We start from the raw sequence: 24,074 nt of genomic DNA on the forward strand, positions 1-24,074 counted from the left end.
GGCCGGTCCACCCGGCCGGAGGGGGCTCCCGCCGCCTCCCGCGCCGGTGGGCCGGTACCCGCACACACCACCAGACAGGAACGGCTGTGCAGCAGCTCCTCAACGGCATCTTCATCGGTTCGATCTACGCGTTGTTCGCCATCGGTTTCACCCTGGTCTTCGGGATCCTGGACCGGCTGAACCTGGCTCACCCCGCGGTGTTCGCCGCCTCGGCCTTCGTGGGCATCGAGCTGGTCGAGCGGGGCGGGCTGTCGCTGTGGGCGGCACTGCCCGTCGTGTTCGTCTTCGGCGCCGTGCTCGGCCTGGTGATCGAGCGGCTGGCCTTCCGGCCGCTGAAGGGCCGCGCCGACGCCCACTTCGCCGGGCTGATCTCCTCGATCGCCCTGGCCGGGATGCTGATCGCCCTGCTGCAGTGGCGCTACGGCCCGGACACCCGCCGGTTCCCGCCCGGGTCCTTCCCCGAGACCCGGTTCGACGTGGCCGGCGCGCAGGTGACCCTGGCGCAGGTGGTCATCCTGGCCGTCTCCCTCGCCCTCATGGTCGGGCTGACGTACATGGTCACCCGGACCCGCCTGGGCCGTGGCATGCGCGCCGTCGCGGAGAACCCGACCGCCGCCCGGGTGCTCGGTGTGGACGTCGACCGGATCACCGCCGTCACCTTCGCCATCTCCTCGGCGCTGGGCGCGGTCGCCGGCGTGCTGTTCGCGATCAACGTGAACACCGCCCAGCTCGGCATGGGCTCGGCGATCGAGCTCAAGGGGCTGGCCGTCATCATCGTCGGCGGCATGGGCTCGCTGCCCGGAGCGCTCATCGGCGGCCTCGTGCTGGGGCTGGCCGAGGTGTTCGCCGTCCAGTACATCGGGTCGTCCTGGCGTGACGTGATCGCCTTCGGGCTGCTGTTCCTGATCCTGCTGGTGCGCCCGCAGGGCCTGCTCGGCGCCCGGAAGGTCCGCGAGGTCTGATGCTCGCCCAGTACGCCACCACGCTGACCTTCATCGCCCTCGGGGCGATCTTCGCCTACTCGTTCTACGCCGTCCTGATCGCCGGGCAGTTGAGTCTCGGTCAGGCCGGGTTCGCCTCCGTGGCGGCCTTCTCGGCCGCCACCCTCGCGCCCAGCGGGGACGACGTCGGCGACGTGCCCGCCCTGCTGACCGCCGTCGTCATCGGCATGGCCGTCGGCGCCGTCGCCTCCGTGGTGCTGGGCCTGCCGACGATGCACCTGCGGGGGGTCTTCCTCGCCATCGCCACGCTCGGGTTCGCCGAGGCGGTGCGGGTCGTGCTGCTCAACCAGGAGTGGACCGGCGGCGCGCAGGGGCTCGCGGTGCCACGCATCCTCACCGTCGGGATGGCCTGGACGGCGCTGGCCGTCGTCGCGTACTGGTTCTGGCGGATGGGCCGCTCCCGGTACGGCCGGGCGCTCGAGGCCATCCGGGAGGACGAGCTCGCCGCCCGGTCCATGGGCATCGACGTGGGCCGCCACCGGCTCGCCGCCTTCGTCACCTCCGGCGCCGTGGCCGGGCTGTACGGCGTGCTGTTCGCCTACTACGTCCGGCTCATCGCACCCAGCGACTTCGACTTCACCGCGGCCGTGGACGGCCTGGTCACCGCCGTGGTCGGCGGCTCCACCATGTTCCTCGGCCCGATCCTGGGCAGCGGGTTCCAGACGATGATCCCCGAGATCCAGCGGGCGGTCGGGGTGGAGGCGGGCTGGATCCGCCCCTTCCTCGCCGGCCTGCTGCTGCTCGTGGTGATCCTCTTCCTGCCGGGCGGGCTGACCAGCCTGATCCCGCGGCGCACCCGCGTCCCGTCCTCGTCGGGGGGCCCGGGCAGTGCCGCCGACCCCGCGCCGCGGCTGGCCGCTCGCGCGCACCCGGCCGCCGGGGAGACGGTGGTCAGCCTGACCGGCCTGGCCAAGGAGTACGGCGGGGTGCACGCCGTCCGGGGCGTCGACCTGGAGATCCGCAGCGGCGAGGTCGTGGGTCTGATCGGTCCGAACGGTGCGGGCAAGACCACCCTGGTGAACATGATCAGCGGCCTGGTGCCGCCCAGCTCGGGCAGCGCCACGGTGCTCGGGACGACGATCGGGCGGACCCCGGTGCACCGCGTGGCGGCGGCCGGGGTGAGCCGGACCTTCCAGCACTCCAAGCTGTTCAACCGGCTGTCGGCGCTGGAGAACGTGCTCGTGGGCGCACACCTGGTCAGCCGACCGACCTTCCTGCGCCGCCTGCTGTGGCTGCCCTCGGCCCGGCGCGACGAGCGGGCGGCCCTCGAGCACGCGGCCCGCTGCCTCCGGCGGGTGGGGCTCGGCGACCTGGCGGGCAACCGGGCGTCGTCGCTGTCCTACGGCGACCAGCGCCGGCTGGAGATCGCCCGCGCGCTCGCCGCGGAACCCTCGCTGCTCATCCTCGACGAGCCGGCGGCCGGCATGAACCACGTCGAGGCCGCGCAGCTGTCCGAGCTCATCCGGTCGCTGGCGCAGGGCGGGCTGACGATCCTGTTCATCGAGCACAACGTCGGCATGGTCCTGGAGACCTGCACCCGGGTCGTCGTCCTCGACTTCGGCGAGGTCATCGCCAGCGGGACGCCGGCGGAGATCGCCGCCGACCCGGCCGTGATCGAGGCCTACCTTGGCACGGCGGACGACGACCCGGGCGGGAGCTCGGTCGCCGACGGGACCCTGGCCGACCCGACCGGGGGCAGCGGCGCCCCCACGCCCGACGCCGTCACCAACGTGGACCCGAGCGCGGCCGGCACGCTCGACATCCCGGACACCACCCCGAGGAACGCGACGTGAGCACCCCCATCCTGAGCGTGGAGGACCTGCGGGTCAGCTACGGCCGGGTCGAGGCTGTCCGCGGGGTCTCCTTCGCCGTCGAGCAGGGCTCCCTGGTGACCCTGGTCGGGGCCAACGGCGCCGGAAAGTCCTCGGTCATCAACGCCGTCTCGGGGCTGCTGCGCCCGGCGGGCGGGCGGATCACCTTCCAGGGACGGGACGTGACCCGGACCCCCGCCCACAAACTGGTGGGCCGCGGGCTCGTGCAGGTCCCCGAGGGGCGGCAGATCCTGGCCACGCTCACCATCGAGGAGAACCTCCAGATGGGCGCGTGGCACACCCGCGGGACCGCCCAGCGGTCCATCGACGCGGTGTACGACCGCTTCCCGGTGCTGGCCGAGCGCCGGGCGCTGCCCGCCGGTGCGCTCTCCGGCGGCGAGCAGCAGATGCTCGCCATCGCCCGCGCCCTGGTGGCCGCGCCGGCGGTCGTGCTCATGGACGAGCCGTCCATGGGGCTCGCGCCCAAGATCGTCGACGAGGTCTTCCGGGTGATCGAGGAGATCCGGGCGTCGGGGACCACCGTGGTGCTCGTCGAGCAGAACGCCCGCCGGGCGCTCCGCGCGGCCGATCACGGCTACGTGCTGCAGAGCGGCGAGGTCGTGCACTCCGGCCCGGCGGCCGGGCTGCTCGCCGACGAGCGCATCGTGCAGGCCTACCTGGGGATCGAGGGCACGCCCGGCCAGCGGTGACGCTCCGGCCCCGTCCCGGGCACCGCCGCGAGCCCTGACGGCCCACGTGCAGGTCCCGCCGCGAGCCTGCGAGTGGCGGGGGCACGAGGGTCCTCCGAGGGGAGGACGGGCGGCCCCCTCCAGGGCACCGCCCCGAGCTTGCGAGGGGCGGGGAGGAGGGGGTCCTCTTAGGGTCGGCGCGTGACCGACTGCCTGTTCTGCCGCATGGTCGCGGGCGAGATCCCGGCCGACGTCGTGCACGAGACCGACCGGACGCTGGCCTTCCGGGACATCAACCCGCAGGCGCCCACCCACGTGCTGGTCGTGCCCAAGGAGCACCACCCGACGGTGGCCGCGCTGGCGCACGCCGACCCCGACCTGCTGGGCGCCGTCGTCCGTGCGGCCTCGGCCGTGGCCGTCCAGGAGGGCCTGGCTACCGAGGACGGCGTCGAGCCGGGCTACCGCGTCGTCACCAACACCGGCCCCGCGGCCGGGCAGACCGTGCTCCACCTCCACCTGCACGTCCTCGGCGGGCGCGACCTGCGCTGGCCGCCCGGCTGAGCGACCGGACGGTCAGCGCGGGTTGCGGCGGGCGATCGCCGCGGTCAGGGCGGCTGCGAACGCCGTCCACGCCACGTAGGGCACCAGCGCGGCCCCGGCCCGGCGGTCCAGCACCCAGGAGCGGCGCGCGAGGTCGGCCGTCGACGCCGCCAGCAGCACGGCCTCGGCCGTCGCGAGCGCCGGCCGCCGGGCGCGGGAGAACAGCCACGTCCAGCCGGCGTTGAGCGCCAGGTCGGCGAGGTGGGCCCGCAGGTAGCGGCGCCGCGCCCCTCCCCGCCGACGGTGAGCGCCCGGCCGCCCGCGACGGCGAGCAGTCCGTGGAGCACCGTCCACGCCGGGCCGAACGCCCACCTCGGCGGCTGCCACGGCGGCTCGTCCAGCCCGCGGTACCAGCGGGTGCCGACGCCACCGACGACGGCGGTCGCGGTCACGGCGGCCGAGGTGAGGGTGTAGGGAGAGCGGTCGGTCACGGTCGCCCGGTACCCGGATCCGTCGTCTGCCAGGCTGCCGACCATGACCGACACCCCGACCGGCGATCCGGCGCCCGTGCGCATCGAACGGGACGGCGACGTGGCCGTCGTCGTCCTGGACTCCCCGCCGCTGAACCTCTTCGACGCCGCGGTGTTCGACGCGGTCGAGGCGGTCGCCGACGAGCTCGTCCGGCTCACCGACCCGGCCGACCCCGCGCGGGCCCGGGCGGTGCTGGTCGAGGCGCGGGGCAGGGTCGTCTCCGGCGGCGTCGACGTCACGGTGTTCCGCGACATCGCCGAGGGTCCCGGGCCCGCCGAGCAGGGTGCCGAGCTGTGGCGGCGGCTGCTGCGGGTGGCGCAGACGTTCGAGGACCTCCCGGTGCCCACCGTCTTCGCCGCCCACGGGCTGACCCTCACCGCCGCGTTCGAGCTGGCGCTGGCCTGCGACGTCCTGCTGGCCGCCGAGAAGGCGTCGTTCGGGCTGGTCGAGATCGTCGTCGGGCTGACCCCGTCGATGGGCGGGCCGCAGCGGCTGGCCGAGCGGGCCGGGTCCGCGCGGGCCAAGGAGTTCGTCTTCACCGGCGAGCGCTACCCGGCCGCCGTCCTGGAGCGGTGGAACGTGGTCAACCGGGTCCTCCCCGACGACGGCTTCGCCGAGGCCGCCCGCGCCTACGCCCACCAGGTGGCCGCCGGCCCGACCGTCGCGCACGCCGCGACCAAGCAGCTGGTCACCACCGCGGTCCGCCAGGGCGCGCGGGCCGCCGACGACCTGGTCCCCGAGGTGTCCGGCGCGCTGTTCGCCACCGAGGACCTGCGTGGCGCGGTGGCGTCCTTCCTCGCCGACGGACCGGGGAAGGCCACCTACGCAGGGCGCTGACCTGCCGCGGTGGTCCGGGGCTCCTGCTGACGGACCGGGGAAGGCCACCTACCCGGGTCGGTGAGCGACGGTCGCCGGCGGCGGTTCCGTGCCTCCGGGCGCGGGTAGACTCGACGAGTCCGCACCTCCTCTCGCAGGAAGGCAGGGTCGAGGGTTCTTGCCCGACTCCTCCTCGAACGTCTCGGTGCCCGGAGCGCCCACCTCGCGTGAGGCCTCCGCACAGGCTGCAGCGGCGGACGGCCATCTCGGCACGCCCGCCCAGTCCGGAACCGGTCTGGGGGACTCCGCCCCCACCGCCGTCCGGACCACGATCACCGTCCCCGACTCCGTGTCGATGGTCGCCCTGCTCGGCTCCGGCGACGAGCTGTTGCGCCTCGTGGAGAACGAGGTCGACACCGACGTCCACGTGCGCGGCAACGAGATCGCGGTGACCGGCCAGCCGGCCGACAACGCCTTCGCCGTCGCGGTGTTCGACGAGCTGATCGCCCTGCTGGGCACCGGCCAGGCACTGCGCCCGGACTCGGTGCGCCGGGTCATCGGGATGCTGCGCGCCGGCGGCTCCGAGCGGCCGGCCGACGTGCTGAGCCTGGACATCATCAGTCGCCGCGGGCGCACGATCCGGCCCAAGACGCTGAACCAGAAGCGCTACGTCGACGCCATCGACACGCACACCATCGTCTTCGGCATCGGCCCGGCCGGTACCGGCAAGACCTACCTGGCGATGGCCAAGGCCGTGCAGGCGCTGCAGACCAAGCAGGTCAACCGGATCATCCTCACCCGCCCGGCCGTCGAGGCCGGCGAGCGGCTCGGCTACCTGCCCGGCACGCTGAGCGAGAAGATCGACCCCTACCTGCGGCCGCTGTACGACGCGCTGCACGACATGGTCGACCCGGAGTCCATCCCGCGACTGATGCAGTCGGGGACCATCGAGGTGGCGCCGCTGGCCTACATGCGCGGGCGCACGCTCAACGACGCGTTCGTCATCCTCGACGAGGCGCAGAACACCACCGCCGAGCAGATGAAGATGTTCCTGACCCGGCTCGGCTTCGGTTCCAAGATCGTGGTCACCGGCGACGTCACCCAGGTCGACCTGCCCGGTGGGGCACAGAGCGGGCTGCGGATCGTGCGCGAGATCCTCGACGGCATCGAGGACGTGCACTTCTCCAACCTGACCAGCGCCGACGTCGTCCGCCACCGGCTGGTCGGGGACATCGTCGACGCCTACGAGCGCTGGGACACCGCCAACAACCAGGGCCGTCCGGCGGCCGCCCAGCCGCCGGCCCGGCCCTCGCGGCCGCGCCGCCAGGGGAGCTGAGCACCGTGCCCGTCGAGGTCGCCAACGAGTCCGAGATCGCCGTCGACGAGTCCTCCCTCGCCGCCATCTGCACGTACGTGCTGGCCGAGATGGGCGTCAACCCGATGGCCGAGCTGTCGGTGCTCTGCGTCGACGCGGACTACATGAGCACGCTGCACGAGCGCTGGATGGGGGAGAAGGGGCCGACCGACGTCCTCGCCTTCCCGATGGACGAGCTGGACACCGGCCGTCCCGACGAGCCCGATCCGGGCCCGGCCCTGCTCGGGGACGTCGTCCTGTGCCCCTCGGTGGCCATCCGCCAGGCCCGCGCGGCCGGGCACACGATGGACGACGAGCTGATCCTGCTGGCCACCCACGGCGTGCTGCACCTCCTGGGCTACGACCACATGGAGCCCGACGAGGAGAAGGAGATGTTCGGCCTGCAGTCCAAGCTGCTCGACGGCTGGCGCGCCGCCCCGCGGGCGCCGATGACCGGTGAGGCCGTCGACCGGGGGCCGGTCCCACGATGACCTCCGGCGAGATCACCCTGCTGGTGATCGCCGTCTGCCTGATCCCGCTCGCCGGCCTGTTCGGCGCGATGGACGCCGCGCTGCAGCGGGTGTCCAAGGCGCGCGTCGACGAGATGCGGCGGGACGGCGTCAAGCGGGCCGGCGTGCTCTCCGACGTCGTCGCCGAGCGGGCCCGGCACGTGGCGCTGCTGCTCCTGCTGCGGATCGCCTGCGAGATGGTGGCCGCCACCCTGGTCGCGGTCATCCTCTACCGGATCTGGGGCGGGGGCTGGCAGGCGGTGCTGGTCGCGGCCGGGGTGATGACCGTCGTCAGCTACGTGCTGGTCGGCGTCGGACCGCGCACGCTCGGCCGCCAGCACGCCTACGCCACCGCGCTGGCCGGCGCCGGCGTCGTCCGGCTGCTGGGCCGGGTGCTCGGGCCCATCGCCACGCTGCTCATCCTGATCGGCAACATGATCACGCCCGGCCGCGGCTTCCGCGACGGACCGTTCTCCTCCGAGGTCGAGCTGCGCGAGCTGGTCGACATGGCCGAGGAGCGCGGCGTCGTCGAGTCCGGCGAGCGCAACATGATTCACTCGGTGTTCGAGCTGGGTGACACCATCGCCCGCGAGGTCATGGTGCCGCGCACCGACGTCGTCTGGATCGAGCGGAACAAGTCCCTCCGGCAGGCGCTGGCGCTGGCCCTGCGCAGCGGCTTCAGCCGCATCCCCGTCATCGGCGAGAACGTCGACGACGTCGTCGGGGTCATCTACCTCAAGGACCTCATCCGCCGGACCCAGGCCGGCCAGGACGTCCGTAACGACGTGCGGGTCGAGGAGCTGATGCGCACGCCGACGTTCGTGCCGGAGTCCAAGCCGGTCGACGAGCTGCTGCGGGACATGCAGGCCCAGCGCATCCACATCGCGATCGTCGTCGACGAGTACGGCGGCTTCGCGGGGCTGGTGACGATCGAGGACATCCTCGAGGAGATCGTCGGCGAGATCGCCGACGAGCACGACCGGTTCCAGCGACCCCCGGTGGAGGAGCTGTCCGACGGCTCGGTGCGGATCACCGCCCGGCTGCCGGTCGAGGACCTCGCCGAGCTCTTCGACGTCGAGCTGCCGAAGGACGACGACGTCGAGACCGTCGGCGGCCTGCTGGCCCGCGAGCTCGGCGTGGTGCCGATCGAGGGCTCGCAGGCCGAGGTCGCCGGGCTGCGGCTGGTCGCCGAGAGCACCGGCGGACGGCGGAACCGGATCGACACCCTCCTGGTCTGCCGGGTGCCCGAGGAGGCCGAGCCCGCCGACGGCGAGGAGCCGCAGGCCTCCGGAGCGACCGCCTCGGGGGCTCCGGCCTCCGGCGCCACCCGTGTCGAGGAGCCCGCCGGCGCCGTGGAAGGGTGACCTCCCGTGAGTGACCTGCAGCCCGAGGACGCCAAGCTCGTCACCCTGGCCCGCTCCGCGCGTGGCCGCACCGGTGCTCCGGAGGGTGCGGCGGTCCGCGACACCGACGGCCGCACCTACCTCGCCGCCACGGTGACCCTGCCCTCGCTGCAGCTCTCCGCGCTGCAGGCGGCCGTCGCCGCCGCCGTCTCCAGCGGGGTCGAGGGCCTGGAGGCCGCGGCCGTCGTCTCGGCCGCCGACGCCGTCGAGGAGGCCGGGCTGGCCGCCGTCCACGACCTGACGCCGTCCGCGCCGGTCGTCCTCGCCGGCCCGGACGGGGCCGTCCGCGCCACCGTCTGAGCCCCTGGCGGTTTCTGCGGAGACCGCCGGGAGGTGACGGAGGGTGTCGGCGGTGGGTGGGAGGATGGACACGTGACCCCGCCGGACCAGCCGCCGTACCGCAGCGGTTTCGCCTGTCTGGTGGGCCGCCCCAACGCCGGCAAGACCACGCTGACCAATGCGCTGGTCGGCGAGAAGGTCGGCATCGTCAGCAACCGCCCGCAGACCACGCGGCACGCCATCCGCGGCGTCGTCCACCGGCCCGGCGGTCAGCTCGTGCTCGTCGACACCCCCGGGCTGCACAAGCCCAGGAGCCTGCTCGGCCGCCGGCTCAACGACGTCGTCCGCGACACCCTGTCCGAGGTGGACGTCGTCGTCTTCTGCGTGCCGGCCGACCAGCCCGTCGGCACCGGGGACCGGTTCATCGCCCGCCAGCTGCGCGAGGTCAAGGCGCCGGTCGTCGTCGTGGTGACCAAGACCGACGCCGCGTCGAAGAAGCAGGTCGCCGAGCAGCTGCTGGCCGCCAGCCAGCTGGTCGAGGCCGCCGAGGTCGTGCCGGTCAGCGCGGTGCGGGGCGACCAGGTCGAGCTGCTCGAGGACCTGCTGGTCGGCCTGCTGCCGGAGGGCCCGCCGCTCTACCCGGAGGAGCAGACCACCGACGAGGACGTCGAGCGGCAGATCGCCGAGCTGGTCCGCGAGGCCGCCCTGGAGAAGGTGTTCCAGGAGGTGCCGCACTCCCTCGCCGTCACGATCGAGGAGATGACCCGACGTCCCGACCCCAAGCGGGACGGCGGCGAGCTGGTCGAGGTCCACGCCCTGCTGCACTGCGAGCGCCCCAGCCAGAAGCCGATGCTGCTCGGCAAGGGCGGGCAGGTCATCAAGGCGATCGGCAGCGAGGCCCGACCCGGCATCGAGGCGCTGCTCGGCGCCCGGGTGCACCTGGACCTGCACGTCACGGTGCTCGGCGAGTGGCAGGACGACCCGAAGAAGCTGAACAGGCTCGGCTACTGATGAGCACCACACCGAAGTCCCTGTACCGGGACGAGGGCATCGTCCTGCGCACCCAGAAGCTGGGCGAGGCCGACCGGATCGTCACGGTGCTCACCCGCCGGCACGGCAAGGTGCGCGCGGTGGCCAAGGGCGTGCGCCGCACCAAGAGCAAGTTCGGCGCCCGGCTGGAGCCGTTCAGCCACGTCGACCTGCAGTTCTACACCGGCCGCACCCTCGACATCGTCAGCCAGGCCGAGTCGATCCGCGCCTACGGCCAGTCGATCGTCACCGACTACCCGGCCTACACCGCCGGCACCGCGGTGCTGGAGACCGCCGACCGGCTCACCGCCGAGGAGAAGGAGCCCTCGCTGCGGCTGTTCCTCCTGGTCATCGGGGCGCTGCGGGCGCTGTCCGAGCGCACCCACCCGGCCGGCCTGGTGCTGGACGCCTTCCTGCTGCGCGCGATGTCGGTCGCCGGGTGGGAGCCGGCGCTCGGCGGCTGCGCCCGCTGCGGCGAGGAGGGTCCGCACCGGCACTTCTCGGTGCCCGCCGGCGGCATGGTCTGCCCGCCCTGCCGCCCGACCGGCTCGGCGATGCCCAACCCGGCCACCGTCGAGCTGCTCGACGCGCTGCTGACGGGCGACTGGGACGCCGCCGAGGCCAGCCAGAACGCCAACCGCCGTGAGGGCAGCGGGCTGGTCGCCGCGCTGCTGCAGTGGCACCTGGAGCGCGGGCTGCGCTCGCTGCCGCTGGTCGACCGGTCCGATCCGACGGCGCCGCGCCGGGGAGCAGGTCTGCTGAGTGAGGCGTGAGGTGAAGGCCCCGAACCCGCACCCGTCGGGGGCCCGCCCGCCGCAGCTGCCGCCGGACAGGGTGCCCGGCCACGTCGCGATCGTGATGGACGGCAACGGTCGCTGGGCCAAGCAGCGCGGACTGCCGCGCACCGCCGGGCACGAGGCGGGGGAGTCCTCGCTGTTCGACTGCGTCGAGGGCGCCATCGAGCTCGGGGTCACGGCGATCAGCGCCTACGCCTTCTCCACCGAGAACTGGCGGCGCAGCCCCGACGAGGTCCGCTTCCTCATGGGGTTCAACCGCGACGTCATCCGCCGCCGCCGCGACGAGATGCACGAGCTCGGGGTGCGGGTGCGCTGGGCCGGCCGCCGTCCGCGGCTGTGGCGCAGCGTCATCAAGGAGCTCGAGGTCGCCGAGGAGCTCACGAAGGACAACGACGTCCTGACGCTGACCATGTGCGTCAACTACGGCGGCCGGGCCGAGATCGCCGACGCCGCCGCGGCCATCGCCCGCGAGGTCGCGGCGGGCCGGCTCGACCCGGCCAAGGTCGACGAGGGCACCGTCGCCCGCTTCCTCGACGAGCCCGACATGCCCGACGTCGACCTGTTCGTGCGCAGCTCCGGGGAGAACCGCACCAGCAACTTCCTGCTGTGGCAGTCGGCCTACGCCGAGTTCGTCTTCCTCGACACGCTCTGGCCGGACTTCGACCGCCGGCACCTGTGGGCCGCGTGCGAGGAGTACGCCTCGCGGCAGCGCCGCTTCGGCAGCGCCTGAGCAGGGACCCGTCCGCCCCACGCTCCGCAGGCCCGGGACGAGGCCGCACCGACAGGAGGCTGATCGTGTTCGTGGTGACCCGGCTGCGGGTGCCCGAGGCCGACGCGGCCGGCTTCGCCGCCGCCGTCGACGTCCTGCTGAGCGCGCTCGCCGCTCGCCCCGGGTACCGGGACGGCGAGCTCGGCCGCTGCACCGACGACGCCGGCCTGTGGGCGCTGGTCACCCGGTGGGACGGCGTCGGCGCCTACCGCCGGGCGCTGTCGGCCGCGGAGGTGAAGCTCGCCGGCGCGCCGGTGTGGCTGTACGCCCTCGACGAGCCGGGCGCCTACCTGCCGGGCGAGCAGGCCCTCGAGGGGTGATCACCCCCTCCGTGGGCATCCCCAGGGCTGAGACACCCGGTGTCGAGCACGGAGGACGCGCGATGAGCGAGCCCAGGCGGGACGACGGAACACCCCCCACGTCCGCAGACCCCACCGTGCAGGTCGGCCCCCCTCCGGTGCCCGGTCGTGCCGTGCGGAACCAGCTGGCGCGCGGCGAGCTGACGACGCCCCCGGTCCGCCAGGACGACCCGACCGTGCAACTCGACCGCCCGTCGCGGGGAGATCCGGACCGCACGCTGGAGCTCGGCGGTCCGCCGCCGGCCGGGGTCACCGTCGGGCCGAAGCCCCGACGACGCCGGCGCACCTGGCCGTGGATCCTCGCCGTCGTGCTCGCGCTCGTCGTGCTCGGCGCGGTCCTGCTGGTCATGCTGTGGCGCGGCGCCACGATCGAGGGCGGCGTCCGGTTCCTCGACGCGCACCTGCGGGCGGGCGGCGACCTCGTGGGGTGGTCCGGCGGCACGGTCCCCCGCTGACCTCTCCTGCTGCCCCGCAGCGTGGGCGGTGGGTGAGCCACCGCAGGGCAGCGCCGACAGCGCGCGCCGGGACGCCCGGCCGGGCGGCGGGGGAGCGGACCGCCAGCGGCAACTACCGTGGACGGGTCAACCCGCCGACCGCCAGCCGGATGGAGCCCCTCGCCGTGAGCGACAGCACCGCCAAGCACGACCCCGCACGCCTGGACAAGGTGGTGAACCTCTGCAAGCGACGGGGGTTCGTCTTCCCGTCGGGCGAGATCTACGGCGGCACCCGCTCCGCCTGGGACTACGGGCCCCTGGGCACCGAGCTCAAGGACAACATCAAGCGGCAGTGGTGGCGCGCCGTCGTCCAGGGCCGGGACGACATCGTCGGCCTGGACTCCTCGGTGATTCTGCCGCGCCCGGTGTGGGTCGCGTCGGGCCACGTCGGCGTGTTCACCGACCCGCTCACCGAGTGCCAGAACTGCCACAAGCGCTTCCGGGCCGACCACCTGGAGGAGGAGTTCGAGGCCAGGAAGGGCCGGGCCCCGGAGAACGGGCTGGCCGACATCAGCTGCCCCAACTGCGGCACCAAGGGTGCGTGGACCGAGCCGCGCGACTTCAACATGATGCTGAAGACGCACCTCGGCCCGGTCGAGGACGAGTCCGGCCTGCACTACCTGCGCCCGGAGACCGCGCAGGGCATCTTCGTCAACTTCGCGAACGTCATGGGCGCGGCGCGGAAGAAGCCGCCGTTCGGCATCGGCCAGATCGGCAAGTCCTTCCGCAACGAGATCACCCCCGGCAACTTCATCTTCCGCACCCGCGAGTTCGAGCAGATGGAGATGGAGTTCTTCGTCGAGCCCGGCACCGACGAGCAGTGGCACCAGTACTGGATCGACGAGCGCACCCGCTGGTACACCGACCTGGGCATCGACCCCGCGAACCTGCGGCACTACGAGCACCCGAAGGAGAAGCTCTCCCACTACTCGACGCGCACCGTCGACATCGAGTACCGCTTCGGCTTCCAGGGCTCGGAGTGGGGGGAGCTCGAGGGCATCGCCAACCGCACCGACTTCGACCTGAAGACCCACTCGGAGCACTCCGGCGCCGACCTCACCTACTTCGACCAGGCCAGCAACACCCGCTGGACGCCGTACGTCATCGAGCCGGCCGCCGGCCTGACCCGTTCGCTGATGGCCTTCCTCATCGAGGGCTACACCGAGGACGAGGCGCCCAACGCCAAGGGCGGCGTCGACACCCGCACCGTGCTGCGGCTGGACCCGCGGCTGGCGCCGGTCAAGGCCGCCGTCCTGCCGCTGTCGCGCAACGCCGACCTGTCGCCCAAGGCCCGTGACCTGGCCGCGCAGCTGCGGCAGAGCTGGAACGTCGACTTCGACGACGCCGGCGCGATCGGCCGCCGGTATCGGCGGCAGGACGAGATCGGGACGCCGTTCTGCCTCACCGTCGACTTCGACACCCTCACCGACGACGCGGTGACCGTCCGCGAGCGCGACTCGATGAGCCAGGAGCGCGTCGGGCTGGACCAGGTCGAGACCTACCTCAAGACCCGGCTGCCCGTCTGCTGAACCGTCGACCTCCGCGGGTGGAGGGGACCGCGTCCCGTCCACCCGCGGAGGTGTATCCCATACACATCGATGTGTATGGTCGGTGCGTGAGCCGGACGAACATCGACATCGACGACGACCTCATCGCCGGTGTCATGCGCCGCTACGGGTTGGCGACGAAGAAGGACGCCGTCGACTTCGCCCTCCGCCAGGTGTCCGTCGTGCCGATGACGGCGCGCGAGATGCACGCGATGCGCGGCAGCGGCTGGGGAGCGGACCTTGAGGACCTCCGGACCCGTGAGGGTGCGGAGGTCAGCGCTCAGTGGGGCGAGGGGTGACCGTCCTCGTCGACTCCTCCGTGTGGATCGCCTTCCTCCGGGACTCCGGTGGCCCTGAGGTCGACCTGCTGGAACAGCTCATCGACGAGCGGCGAGCGGCAACCACGGATGTCGTGCTGCTCGAGGTGCTCGCCGGTACCACCGACGAGGAGCGCGCAGCGCGCCTGCGGCGCTTCCTCGCAGGCGCGGAACTGCTCCGCCAGGAGTCGCCCGTGGACGCCGAGCAAGCGGCCGCCCTCCACCGGGCGTGCCGGCGAGCAGGTGAGACGCCCCGGTCGCTCAACGACTGCCTCATCGCCGCGGTCGCACTGCGGCACGACGTGCCCGTGCTCCACCGGGACCGGGACTTCACCGTGCTGGCACAGCACACGGACCTGCGGCTGGTGGGGTCGGCGGCCTGACGTCACCGCGGCGGCTGCGGGCTCGGCGCCGACTGGGCAGTTGCGGTCGCCGACACGGCCGGACGCGCCGACCGGGACGGCCGTAACTGCTCACCCGGCGGCGGGCCGGCGCGTCGACGGAGCTGACCCGGGAGGCGAGCCGGCGGGCCAGCGCCCCGGCGCCATACCCGACGTCCAGCACCCGGGTGGCGTCCCGGGGGACCTGGGCGGGGAGCAGCCGGTGCTACCAGCCGTTGTGGTCCCCGTCGGTCCACCGCACCGGGCGCCTCCCCTCTCACGGCCGGGTGACCCACCTCGCCACCTACCCTGGGACCGTGAGCAGCAGCGTCCTCGAGCGGCCGTCGTCCCCCGCGACCGGCCCCGCTGCGCTGCGCCTGGGCGCGCTGACCGTCGACCCCGCCGTGGTGCTCGCGCCGATGGCCGGCATCACCAACCCGGCCTTCCGCACGCTGTGCCGCGAGTTCGGGGCCGGCCTCTACGTCTGCGAGATGATCACCACGCGGGCGCTGGTCGAGCGCACCGAGAAGACGCTGTCGATGGTCCGCGCGACGCCCGACGAGGAGGACGCCTTCTCGGTCCAGCTCTACGGCGTCGACCCGGCCACGGTCGGACGGGCGGTGGAGATGCTCGTGGACGAGGGTGTCGCCGGCACCCGCCCCGCGCATGTCGACCTGAACTTCGGCTGCCCGGTGCCCAAGGTGACCCGCAAGGGCGGCGGCTCCGCGCTGCCGTGGCGGCGGGTGCTGTTCCGCGACATCGTGCGGGCCGCGGTGCGTGCGGCGAGGGACGTCCCGGTCACCGTGAAGACCCGCATCGGCATCGACGCCGACCACGTCACCTACCTCGACGCCGGCCGGATCGCGCAGGACGAGGGGGCCGCGGCGATCACCCTGCACGGGCGCACCGCCGACCAGCTCTACAGCGGCACCGCCGACTGGGCACCCATCGCCCGGCTGGTCGAGGCCGTCGACATCCCGGTGCTGGGCAACGGCGACATCTGGGAGGCCGACGACGCGCTGCGGATGGTCGCCGAGACCGGGTGCGCCGGTGTCGTCATCGGGCGGGGCTGCCTGGGCCGGCCGTGGCTGTTCGGCGACCTCGCCGCCGCCTTCGCCGGGGGGACCCGCCGCGCCCTGCCGACGCTGCGCGAGGTCGCCGCGGTCATGCACCGGCACGCCACGCTGCTGAGCGAGGAGCAGGGCGAGCGGCACGGCTGCACCGACTTCCGCAAGCACGTCGCCTGGTACCTCAAGGGGTTCTCCGTGGGCTCCGACGTCCGCCGCGCGCTGGCGATGGTGAGCGCCCTCGACGAGCTGGCCGAGCTGCTGGCCGGCATCCCCGACCAGCCCTACCCGACGTCGGTGCTCGGCGGACCGCGCGGGCGGACCAGCCCGCCGCGGCCCGTGGCGCTGCCCGAGGGCTGGCTGGCCGACCGCGACGACCCCCGGCCGCCGGCCGGGGCCGAACTGCTCGTGAGCGGCGGGTGAGTGCCATGACGCAGGGCCCCTACCTCTACGACGACGACCCGGCTCCGCTGCACACCGGCACCCCGCGCCCGGCGCGCGCCCTGATCCTCGCGGTCATCGGCGGGACCGTCGCCGTCGCCGTCGGCATGGCCGTCGGCCTGCCGCTGGTGAAGGGCAGCCCGGAGGAGCAGGCCCGCGAGGTCACCGGCGTCTTCCTCGCCGCGCTGGCCCAGGACGACGTCGAGACCGCCCACGGCCTGCTCTGCGCCGAGGAGCGGGCCCGGGTGACGCCCGAGGCGCTGTCCACCGAGTACGCCCCCGGCGGCACCGGCGAGATCAGGAGCACCATCGCCGACGAGGCGGACGGCGCACCGGTGCAGCGCGTCGAGGTGGCCTGGAGCGACGGCAGCACCTCCACCCTCACCGTCGTCAGCGAGCAGGGTGCCCGCGTCTGCGGGACCTCGGCCGGCTGACGGGGGATCCCCCCCGCTGTCGCTCGTAGGAGGACCGTCTCCCGCCCGACGGCCTCGTTCCGGGTCCCGCCGCGAGCTCGCGCGGGGTGGGGGCGGGGTAATCCCACCTGCAGGGGGACCGCCGCCCGGGAGGCTGGCGCGTCTCCGCCCCGTGGGCCACGATCGCTGTCTGGCCCCGAGCGGACGTATGAGACGTCTACCTGCGACCGCACTCCGGGGCCGTGCTCGCCGGGGCGGCGGACGGGGGACCCGGGGCGCCGTCCCCGGCAGGCGAGGGCAGCCGGCGGACGAGCGCGGAGGTGCACGGTGGGCAGTGGTACCGGGACGGCCACCTGGGTCTACGACTTCAGCGAGGGCAACAAGGACCAGAAGGACCTGCTGGGCGGCAAGGGCGCCAACCTGGCCGAGATGACCAACCTGGGGCTGCCGGTGCCGCCGGGGTTCACCATCACCACCGACGCGTGCCGGTACTACCTCGAGCACGGCAGCACCCCGCCGGACCTCACCGACCAGGTGACCGAGCACCTGACCGCGCTGGAGAAGGCGATGGGCAAGACCCTCGGCGACCCCTCGGACCCGCTGCTGGTGTCCGTGCGCTCCGGTGCGGCCGCGTCGATGCCCGGGATGATGGAGACGGTCCTCAACGTGGGCCTCAACGACGAGTCGGTCCGCGGGCTGGCCGCCCAGTCCGGCAGCGAGCGCTTCGCGTGGGACTCCTACCGCCGGCTGATCCAGATGTTCGGCAAGACCGTCCTCGACCTCGACGGCGAGCTGTTCGAGCACGCCCTCGACGAGGTCAAGCGGGAGCAGGGCACCGAGTCCGACCTCGACCTCGACGCCGGGCACCTCGAGGACGTCGTCGGCCGGTTCAAGGCCATCGTCCGCGAGCAGTGCGGCCGCGACTTCCCGCAGGACCCGCGCGAGCAGCTGGACCTGGCGATCAACGCCGTCTTCGACTCGTGGAACTCCGACCGGGCGATCATCTACCGCCGCCGCGAGCGCATCCCCAGCGACGCCGGCACCGCGGTCAACGTCTGCTCGATGGTGTTCGGCAACCTCGGCATGGACTCCGGCACCGGCGTCGCCTTCACCCGCGACCCGGGCAGCGGGGAGCAGGGCGTGTACGGCGACTACCTACAGAACGCGCAGGGCGAGGACGTCGTCGCTGGCATCCGCAACACCGTGCCGCTGCCCGAGCTCGAGCGCATCGACGAGGGCGCCTACGGCGAGTTGCTGTCGATCATGAGCACCCTCGAGTCCCACTACCGCGACCTGTGCGACATCGAGTTCACCGTCGAGCGCAACAAGCTCTGGATGCTGCAGACCCGAGTCGGCAAGCGGACGGCGGGGGCGGCCTTCCGGATCGCCACCCAGCTGGTCGACGAGGGCCTCATCGACATGGACGAGGCGGTCCGGCGGGTGAGCGGCGAACAGCTCGCCCAGCTGATGTTCCCGCGGTTCGTCTCCGGCGGGGATGCCACCCAGCTCACCCAGGGCATGAACGCCTCGCCCGGCGCCGCCGTCGGCAAGGCGGTGTTCTCCTCGGAGACCGCCGTCCAGTGGGCCGACCGCGGCGAGAAGGTGGTGCTCGTCCGGCGGGAGACCAACCCCGACGACCTCTCCGGCATGATCGCCGCCGAGGGCGTGCTCACCAGCCGCGGCGGCAAGACCTCGCACGCCGCCGTCGTGGCCCGGGGCATGGGCAAGACCTGCGTCTGCGGCGCCGAGGAGCTGCGGGTGGACACGAAGAACCGCCACTTCACCGCCCCCGGCGGGACGGTCGTCGAGGAGGGCGACGTCATCTCGATCGACGGCTCCACCGGCAAGGTGTGGCTCGGCGAGGTGCCGGTCGAGGCGCCCGCCGTCGTCCGCTACTTCGAGGGTGAGATCGACCCGGACTCCGCGGAGGCCGACGATCTGGTGCGCAGCGTGCACCGCATCCTCGCCCACGCCGACGAGGTCCGGCGGCTGGACGTGCGCACCAACGCCGACACCCCCGAGGACACCGCTCGCGCGCGGCGGTTCGGCGCCCAGGGGATCGGCCTGTGCCGGACCGAGCACATGTTCCTCGGCGAGCGGCGGCAGATGGTCGAGAAGCTGATCCTCGCCGAGGACGACGAGGGCAAGCAGACCGCACTCGACGCGCTCGCGCCGCTGCAGAAGCAGGACTTCCTGGAGATCTTCGAGGTCATGGACGGCCTGCCGGTGACCGTGCGGCTGCTCGACCCGCCGCTGCACGAGTTCCTGCCCGACCTCACCGACCTCTCGGTGCGGGTGGCGGTCGCGGAGGCCGAGGGGCACCCGGACGAGGCCAACCTGCGGCTGCTGGCCGCCGTGCGGCGGATGCACGAGGAGAACCCGATGCTCGGCCTGCGCGGCGTGCGCCTCGGGCTCGTCCAGCCGGGGCTGTTCGCGATGCAGGTGCGGGCGATCGCCGAGGCGGCCTCGGAGCGCAAGCGGGCCGGCGGCGACCCGCGCCCGGAGATCATGATCCCGCTGGTCGGGGCGGTGCAGGAGCTCGAGGCGATCCGCGAGGAGTCCGAGCAGGTGCTCGCGGCGGTGTTCGAGGAGTGCGGCGTCGAGCTCGACGTCCTCATCGGCACGATGATCGAGGTGCCCCGCGCGGCGCTCACCGCCGCCGAGATCGCCCGGTCGGCCGAGTTCTTCTCCTTCGGCACCAACGACCTCACCCAGATGACCTGGGGCTTCTCCCGGGACGACGTCGAGGCCGCGTTCTTCCACGCCTACCTGGACAAGGGCATCTTCGGCGTCTCGCCGTTCGAGGAGCTGGACCGGCCGGGTGTCGGCCGGCTGGTGGAGGTCGCGGTCCAGGAGGGCCGCTCGGCGCGGCCGGAGCTCAAGCTCGGCGTCTGCGGCGAGCACGGCGGCGACCCGGACTCGGTGCACTTCTTCCACGAGGTGGGGCTGGACTACGTGTCCTGCTCGCCGTTCCGGGTGCCGGTGGCCCGGCTCGAGGCCGGCCGTGCCGCGCTGGGAGCGGACCGCGCCGGGTCCTGAGAAAGGACCCCTGCTCCGGCCTCCCCGCAGGGGCCCGCCGCGAGCCTGCGAGCGGTGGGGGGCGGGGGGTCCTTTCTCTCGCAGGCTCGGCGCGGGCCCCTGCACCGGGGCCGGGGTGGCCCGGCACACCCGTCGCACCGGCTCGGAACCGAGGGCCCCGCGTGGTACCCATGACGCGTGGGCGTGCGCGCGGGGAGCCTGGTGGGCCGGGTGGTCGGCGCTCTGGTGCTCGCCGTCGTCCTGCTCGTCGTCTCCACCGCGACGGCGATCTGGTGGACGGCGCGGCAGGACGCGCAGCCGGCCTCCGATGCGATCGTGGTGCTCGGGTCGGCGCAGTACAACGGCGTTCCGTCGTCGATCTTCGAGGCGCGCCTGGAGCACGCCCTCGCGTTGTACGAGGAGGGCGTCGCGCCGGTGGTCGTGACCGTCGGCGGCAAGGCCGACGGCGACCAGTTCACCGAGGCGGAGTCCGGCCGCGCCTACCTAACCGAGGCCGGGATCCCCGAGGACGCCCTGCTGGCGGTCGAGGAGGGCGTGGACACGCTGGAGAGCATGCGGGCCGTGGGGGCCGCGTTCGACGAGCGCGGCTGGTCCTCGGCCGTCCTGGTCACCGACCCGTGGCACGCCATGCGCGCCGAGCGGATGGCCGAGGACGCCGGCATCACCGCCGACAGCTCGCCGACCCGGCAGGGCCCGGCGGTGCAGACGCGCGCCACGCAGTTCCGCTACATCCTCCGCGAGACGGCTGCCTACCTGCTCTACCGCGCGACCGGTGAGAGCATCGCGGGCGCTCCGGGGATCGGGTGAGGAACGTGGCTCTCGAGCTGGGCAAGGCAGGCACCGCCGGCACCGAGAAGGGTGTGCGGCCCGTGCTGCGCGACGGTGTCGTCGTCGCCACGCTGCGGGCGTCGATCTGGAAGGAGGCGGCCACGGCCGTCGTCGAGGACCGCGAGTGGGTGCTCGCCAAGGACGGCCGGGAGCTCGTCGGCCGGTGGCCGGCGGACCCGGCGGGGACGGCGCGGCTGCGCGCCCGGCAGACCTCGTGGTGGCGCGGCACGTGGGACGTCGACCTCGAGGGCCTGGTGCTGCAGGCGGCGCGCGCGTCGCTGTGGCGCAGCGCGCTGCGGTACACCGACGGCGACCGGCAGGTGGCGCTCGGTGGGACGACGGGGGGCTGGTCGCCGCGGCCGACCCTGACCGCCGACGTCCCGCTGCCGCTGCACCAGCAGGTCTTCCTGCTGTGGGTGGAGTCCGTCCTGGCCCGCCGGGACGCCGCCGGCGCCGGGGGAGCCGGCGGCGACGGCGACGGTGGCGGAGGCGGGGGCTGATGGCCGGGAAGGGACGCATCCGGGCCGCCGACATCGCGCTGGTCCGCGAGCGGTCGAAGATCGACGAGATCGTCGGCGAGCACCTGCAGCTGAAGCGTGCGGGGGGCGGCAGCCTCAAGGGGCTGTGCCCCTTCCACGACGAGAAGTCGCCGTCCTTCCACGTCACTCCGTCGAGGAACCTCTTCCACTGCTTCGGTTGCGGAGTGGGTGGAGACGTCATCTCCTTCATTCAGCAGATCGACCACCTCTCGTTCACGGAGGCGGTCGAGCTGCTGGCCGGGCGGGCCAACCTCGAGCTGCACTACGAGGACGACGGCGGCCGGCCCACCGGCGCCCCGGACCGCTCGCAGGCCGGTCAGCGGGCCCGGCTGGTCGCGGCCAACACCGCGGCGGCGGCGTTCTACGCCGAGCAGCTGGGCAGCCCGGAGGCCGCACCGGCCCGGCAGTTCCTCGCCGACCGCGGCTTCGACCGGCAGGTGGCGCTGGACTTCGGCTGCGGCTTCGCTCCCGGCGGCTGGGACGGCCTGACCCGCCACCTGCGCGGCAGCGGCTTCACCCAGCAGGAGCTGGTGACCGCGGGCCTGGCCAAGGAGTCCAGCCGCGGCACGCTCATCGACCGCTTCCACCGCCGGCTGGTCTGGCCGATCCGCGACATCACCGGCGACGTCATCGGCTTCGGCGCCCGCAAGCTGATGGACGACGACCCCGGCCCGAAGTACCTCAACACCCCGGAGACGCCGCTCTACAAGAAGAGCAGCGTGCTCTACGGCATAGACCGGGCCAAGCGGGACATCGCCCGCCGTTCCCAGGCCGTCGTCGTCGAGGGCTACACCGACGTCATGGCCTGCCACCTGGCCGGCGTCACCACCGCCGTGGCCTCATGCGGCACCGCGTTCGGCCCCGAGCACATCGGCGTGCTGCGCCGGCTGCTCATGGACCAGGACGAGTTCCGCGGCGAGGTCATCTACACCTTCGACGGCGACGCCGCCGGGCAGGCCGCGGCGATGAAGACCTTCGCCGAGGACCAGCGCTTCGTCGGCCAGACCTTCGTCGCCGTCGAGCCCGATGGCCGTGACCCCTGCGAGCTGCGGCAAGCGCACGGCGACGCCGCCGTCCGTGACCTGGTGGGCCGCCGGACGCCGCTGATCGCGTTCGTCCTCAGGACCACGCTGGCCAGCTACGACCTCGACACCGTCGAGGGCCGGGTGGCCGCGCTGGAGAAGACCGCGCCGCTTGTCGCGCAGATCAAGGACCACGCGCTCCGCCCGGCCTACGCCCGCCAGCTGGCCGGGATGATCGGCAACACCGACGAGTCCGAGGTGCTCGAGCGGGTCCGCCGCACCACCGGGGACACCGGTGGGCCGCCGCAGCGCGGCCGGCCGCGGACGCCGCAGAAGAGCCCCGACGAGGTCGCCGTCGAGGTCGAGCGGGAGGCGCTCAAGGTGGCGCTGCAGAGCCCGGAGCTCGCCGGGCCGTCGTTCGACGCGATCCCGGTCGAGGCGTACACCGACCCCGACTACGCGGCCGTGGCCGCCGCCGTCGCTGCGGCCGGGGGAGCGGCCGCCACCCGGGTCACCGGCCCGGCCTGGCTCGACGAGGTGGCCGCGCACTGCACCCGGGAGAGCGCGACGGCGCTGCTGACCGCGCTGGCCGTCGAGCCGGTGCGCTCGGTCGGCGAGGCCGACGCCGGGTACGTCAACGCGGTGCTGGCCCGGCTGGAGGAGATGCACACCGTCCGCCGGGTGGCCGCGCTCAAGGGGCGGCTGCAGCGGATGAACCCGGTCGAGGCAGGTGACGAGTACATGAAGGCGTTCGGCCAGCTGATGGCGCTCGAGCAGCAGGCGATCTCGCTGCGCAAGCGGGCGATGGGCGGGCTGGGCGGATGACCCTGGTCGACCGGGTGCGGCGGCGGTTCACCCGGCCACCGGAGCTCGTGCGCGCCGTGGTGCTGGCCTCGGCCGACCCCGACGAGCGGGTGCTGGCCTGGGGCGCGCTCGTGCGCGACGAGGGCTGGCTGGTCGCGACCTCCCGCGGGCTGCGCCGGGTGCCCGCGGACCTCCCGCTGCCGCAGGCGGGCGAGGTGGGCGTGCTGCCCTGGCACGAGGTCGGCACCGCGCGGTGGACGGCGACCGGCGACGGCGGTGGCCGGTTCGAGGTGACCCCGCTGACCGAGGTGGAACCCGGGGTGCAGGCGCGGTTGCCGGTGGAGCGGCACGCGCTGGCCGACGCGGGGGGCCTGCCGCCCGTCGTCCGCCGGCGGGTCGACGAGACCGTCGTCGACAGCCGGCGCGCGCCGCTGCCCGGCGGGGGAGGGGCGCTGCTGGTCGCCCGGCGGCTGCCCGGTCAGGCCGAGCGCGAGTGGACCGTCGTCTTCGACGACGACACCGACCGCGCCGATCCCGCCGCGCGGGAGGCCGCGCGGCGGAAGCTGGCCGAGGCGGTCGCGGCCGACCAGCCGAGCTGACCGGCCGCGACCGGTCCCCTGCAGGCAGAAGGACCCCGTCCTCCCCACCCCTCGCGAGCTCGGGGCGGTGCCCTGGACGGGGCCGGGTGGGGGCAGGGGGTCCTTGCTCAGACCCCGCCGGAGGTGTCCGGCGGCGGCAGCGGGGTGTTCGACGCCGAGGTGGTGGTGCCGGAGGCGGATCGGGCACGCGGGACGGAGCCCGCACCGGACCTCGTCGAGCGGTCCCCGGAGCTGCCGAGACCGACCCGGGCCTTGGCCGAGTTCAACACGCCGTCGGCGCGGGCCTGCGCCATGCCGGCCAGGCCCTGCAGCTGCGGGTTGTCCTTGGCCTGCTCCCAGGCGCGGCGGATCTGGTCGTAACGCTCCGTACCCGCCTTCGCGCCGAGGACGTAGCCGGCACCGAAGCCGACGAGGAAGGACAGCTTCGCCATGGCGAACCTCCAGGTGAGACGCAGGAGCCGAAGCGATCACGGTAACCGTGGGGCGGGTGGCGCGCGACGCGGCGAGCCGCCTGCAGCGCGCGCGACGGCGTGGGGTAGCCTCTTCCCTGCGCGCCGGCACGCCCGCCGATCCCCCGTAGCTCAATTGGCAGAGCATGCGACTGTTAATCGCAGGGTTATTGGTTCGAGTCCAATCGGGGGAGCAACACTGCAGGTCAGCGGCTCGTGAACGGCTCCAGGTCGCTACCGATATTCGC

The 24,074-nt window shown here is 73.7% G+C and carries 26 protein-coding genes, 1 tRNA gene and 1 pseudogene; 25 read left to right on the top strand and 3 right to left on the bottom strand.

Annotation, left to right across the window (positions count from 1 at the left end; all coding sequences use genetic code 11):
* Window positions 1–86 precede the first annotated feature (86 nt).
* The 4 genes from GOBS_RS08150 to GOBS_RS08165 all read left to right on the top strand — a co-directional run bounded on the left by GOBS_RS08150 (window position 87) and on the right by GOBS_RS08165 (window position 4,062).
* Window positions 87–962 (top strand): branched-chain amino acid ABC transporter permease, encoded by an 876-nt coding sequence (locus GOBS_RS08150; RefSeq protein ID WP_012947808.1) that lies wholly within the window; start codon window positions 87–89, stop codon window positions 960–962.
* Entirely contained in the window at window positions 962–2,794 is a 1,833-nt protein-coding gene (locus GOBS_RS08155; RefSeq protein ID WP_012947809.1) for a branched-chain amino acid ABC transporter ATP-binding protein/permease, read from the top strand. The genes GOBS_RS08150 and GOBS_RS08155 overlap by 1 nt, the downstream gene beginning before the upstream one ends.
* Window positions 2,791–3,522: an ABC transporter ATP-binding protein gene (locus GOBS_RS08160; RefSeq protein WP_012947810.1), complete on the top strand. Its 732-nt coding sequence runs from the start codon at window positions 2,791–2,793 to the stop codon at window positions 3,520–3,522. Before GOBS_RS08155 ends, GOBS_RS08160 begins: the two co-directional genes overlap by 4 nt.
* 180 nt (window positions 3,523–3,702) lie before the next feature.
* Window positions 3,703–4,062: a histidine triad nucleotide-binding protein gene (locus GOBS_RS08165; protein WP_012947811.1), complete on the top strand. Its 360-nt coding sequence runs from the start codon at window positions 3,703–3,705 to the stop codon at window positions 4,060–4,062.
* Between the two features lie 12 nt (window positions 4,063–4,074).
* Here the strand turns inward: GOBS_RS08165 and GOBS_RS08170 are convergent, their stop codons facing one another.
* Both GOBS_RS08170 and GOBS_RS29640 read right to left on the bottom strand, forming a co-directional pair.
* Window positions 4,075–4,428, bottom strand: coding sequence for a tryptophan-rich sensory protein (locus tag GOBS_RS08170; protein WP_012947812.1), 354 nt, complete (start codon window positions 4,426–4,428; stop codon window positions 4,075–4,077).
* Window positions 4,389–4,616, bottom strand: a pseudogene (locus GOBS_RS29640) (tryptophan-rich sensory protein); the annotation flags it as partial. The gene GOBS_RS08170 and the pseudogene GOBS_RS29640, both read right to left, overlap by 40 nt.
* Between GOBS_RS29640 and GOBS_RS08175 the strand changes: the two are divergent.
* The 20 genes from GOBS_RS08175 (at window position 4,576) to GOBS_RS08270 (ending at window position 23,377) form a co-directional block, all read left to right on the top strand.
* The gene (locus tag GOBS_RS08175; protein WP_012947813.1) at window positions 4,576–5,409 is read left to right on the top strand and encodes an enoyl-CoA hydratase/isomerase family protein; all 834 of its coding nucleotides are present in this window, start codon (window positions 4,576–4,578) and stop codon (window positions 5,407–5,409) included. The pseudogene GOBS_RS29640 and the gene GOBS_RS08175 overlap by 41 nt on opposite strands.
* 334 nt (window positions 5,410–5,743) lie before the next feature.
* A complete protein-coding gene (locus tag GOBS_RS08180) occupies window positions 5,744–6,724 on the top strand; it encodes a PhoH family protein (RefSeq protein WP_166487606.1) in 981 nt (326 codons plus the stop codon).
* Between the two features lie 5 nt (window positions 6,725–6,729).
* Entirely contained in the window at window positions 6,730–7,233 is a 504-nt protein-coding gene (ybeY, locus tag GOBS_RS08185) for an rRNA maturation RNase YbeY (protein WP_012947815.1), read from the top strand.
* A complete protein-coding gene (locus GOBS_RS08190; protein WP_012947816.1) occupies window positions 7,230–8,615 on the top strand; it encodes a hemolysin family protein in 1,386 nt (461 codons plus the stop codon). The genes ybeY and GOBS_RS08190 overlap by 4 nt, the downstream gene beginning before the upstream one ends.
* A 6-nt stretch (window positions 8,616–8,621) precedes the next feature.
* Window positions 8,622–8,954, top strand: coding sequence for a hypothetical protein (locus GOBS_RS08195; RefSeq protein ID WP_012947817.1), 333 nt, complete (start codon window positions 8,622–8,624; stop codon window positions 8,952–8,954).
* 72 nt (window positions 8,955–9,026) lie between these two features.
* A complete protein-coding gene (era, locus tag GOBS_RS08200) occupies window positions 9,027–9,944 on the top strand; it encodes a GTPase Era (RefSeq protein ID WP_012947818.1) in 918 nt (305 codons plus the stop codon).
* Complete coding sequence (recO, locus tag GOBS_RS08205) at window positions 9,944–10,735, top strand: DNA repair protein RecO (RefSeq protein ID WP_012947819.1); 792 nt, start codon at window positions 9,944–9,946, stop codon at window positions 10,733–10,735. The genes era and recO overlap by 1 nt, the downstream gene beginning before the upstream one ends.
* Window position 10,736: 1 nt before the next feature.
* The gene (locus GOBS_RS08210) at window positions 10,737–11,489 is read left to right on the top strand and encodes an isoprenyl transferase (RefSeq protein WP_012947820.1); all 753 of its coding nucleotides are present in this window, start codon (window positions 10,737–10,739) and stop codon (window positions 11,487–11,489) included.
* Between the two features lie 65 nt (window positions 11,490–11,554).
* The gene (locus tag GOBS_RS08215) at window positions 11,555–11,848 is read left to right on the top strand and encodes an antibiotic biosynthesis monooxygenase family protein (protein WP_012947821.1); all 294 of its coding nucleotides are present in this window, start codon (window positions 11,555–11,557) and stop codon (window positions 11,846–11,848) included.
* Between the two features lie 152 nt (window positions 11,849–12,000).
* Window positions 12,001–12,342, top strand: a complete 342-nt coding sequence (locus GOBS_RS08220) for a hypothetical protein (protein WP_166487333.1) — start codon at window positions 12,001–12,003, stop codon at window positions 12,340–12,342.
* Between the two features lie 164 nt (window positions 12,343–12,506).
* Window positions 12,507–13,910 (top strand): glycine--tRNA ligase, encoded by a 1,404-nt coding sequence (locus tag GOBS_RS08225; protein WP_012947823.1) that lies wholly within the window; start codon window positions 12,507–12,509, stop codon window positions 13,908–13,910.
* An 86-nt stretch (window positions 13,911–13,996) separates the two neighbouring features.
* Window positions 13,997–14,227 carry a type II toxin-antitoxin system VapB family antitoxin gene (locus GOBS_RS08230; protein ID WP_166487334.1) on the top strand — a complete coding sequence of 77 codons (231 nt, stop codon included), beginning with the start codon at window positions 13,997–13,999 and terminating at the stop codon, window positions 14,225–14,227.
* Entirely contained in the window at window positions 14,224–14,628 is a 405-nt protein-coding gene (gene vapC / locus GOBS_RS08235; protein ID WP_041241403.1) for a type II toxin-antitoxin system VapC family toxin, read from the top strand. The genes GOBS_RS08230 and vapC overlap by 4 nt, the downstream gene beginning before the upstream one ends.
* A gap of 314 nt (window positions 14,629–14,942) precedes the next feature.
* Entirely contained in the window at window positions 14,943–16,115 is a 1,173-nt protein-coding gene (dusB, locus tag GOBS_RS08240; RefSeq protein WP_041242027.1) for a tRNA dihydrouridine synthase DusB, read from the top strand.
* 5 nt (window positions 16,116–16,120) lie between these two features.
* The gene (locus tag GOBS_RS08245) at window positions 16,121–16,567 is read left to right on the top strand and encodes a hypothetical protein (RefSeq protein ID WP_012947827.1); all 447 of its coding nucleotides are present in this window, start codon (window positions 16,121–16,123) and stop codon (window positions 16,565–16,567) included.
* Window positions 16,568–16,873: 306 nt separating this feature from the next.
* Complete coding sequence (gene ppdK / locus GOBS_RS08250; RefSeq protein ID WP_012947828.1) at window positions 16,874–19,585, top strand: pyruvate, phosphate dikinase; 2,712 nt, start codon at window positions 16,874–16,876, stop codon at window positions 19,583–19,585.
* Window positions 19,586–19,762: 177 nt separating this feature from the next.
* Window positions 19,763–20,392, top strand: a complete 630-nt coding sequence (locus GOBS_RS08255) for a YdcF family protein (protein ID WP_012947829.1) — start codon at window positions 19,763–19,765, stop codon at window positions 20,390–20,392.
* A gap of 5 nt (window positions 20,393–20,397) precedes the next feature.
* The gene (locus GOBS_RS29265; protein WP_166487335.1) at window positions 20,398–20,913 is read left to right on the top strand and encodes a hypothetical protein; all 516 of its coding nucleotides are present in this window, start codon (window positions 20,398–20,400) and stop codon (window positions 20,911–20,913) included.
* Window positions 20,913–22,799 carry a DNA primase gene (dnaG, locus tag GOBS_RS08265; RefSeq protein ID WP_012947831.1) on the top strand — a complete coding sequence of 629 codons (1,887 nt, stop codon included), beginning with the start codon at window positions 20,913–20,915 and terminating at the stop codon, window positions 22,797–22,799. The genes GOBS_RS29265 and dnaG overlap by 1 nt, the downstream gene beginning before the upstream one ends.
* Window positions 22,796–23,377 carry a hypothetical protein gene (locus GOBS_RS08270; RefSeq protein WP_012947832.1) on the top strand — a complete coding sequence of 194 codons (582 nt, stop codon included), beginning with the start codon at window positions 22,796–22,798 and terminating at the stop codon, window positions 23,375–23,377. Before dnaG ends, GOBS_RS08270 begins: the two co-directional genes overlap by 4 nt.
* A gap of 107 nt (window positions 23,378–23,484) precedes the next feature.
* Here GOBS_RS08270 and GOBS_RS28680 read toward each other — a convergent pair whose 3' ends face one another.
* Window positions 23,485–23,808, bottom strand: a complete 324-nt coding sequence (locus GOBS_RS28680; protein ID WP_012947833.1) for a hypothetical protein — start codon at window positions 23,806–23,808, stop codon at window positions 23,485–23,487.
* A gap of 139 nt (window positions 23,809–23,947) precedes the next feature.
* On the opposite strand from GOBS_RS28680, the gene GOBS_RS08280 reads away from it, so the two are divergent.
* Window positions 23,948–24,020: transfer RNA gene (locus GOBS_RS08280), tRNA-Asn, on the top strand.
* The last annotated feature ends 54 nt before the right edge of the window (window positions 24,021–24,074 follow it).

It is taken from the genome of Geodermatophilus obscurus DSM 43160 (assembly GCF_000025345.1).
Lineage (GTDB): Bacteria > Actinomycetota > Actinomycetes > Mycobacteriales > Geodermatophilaceae > Geodermatophilus > Geodermatophilus obscurus.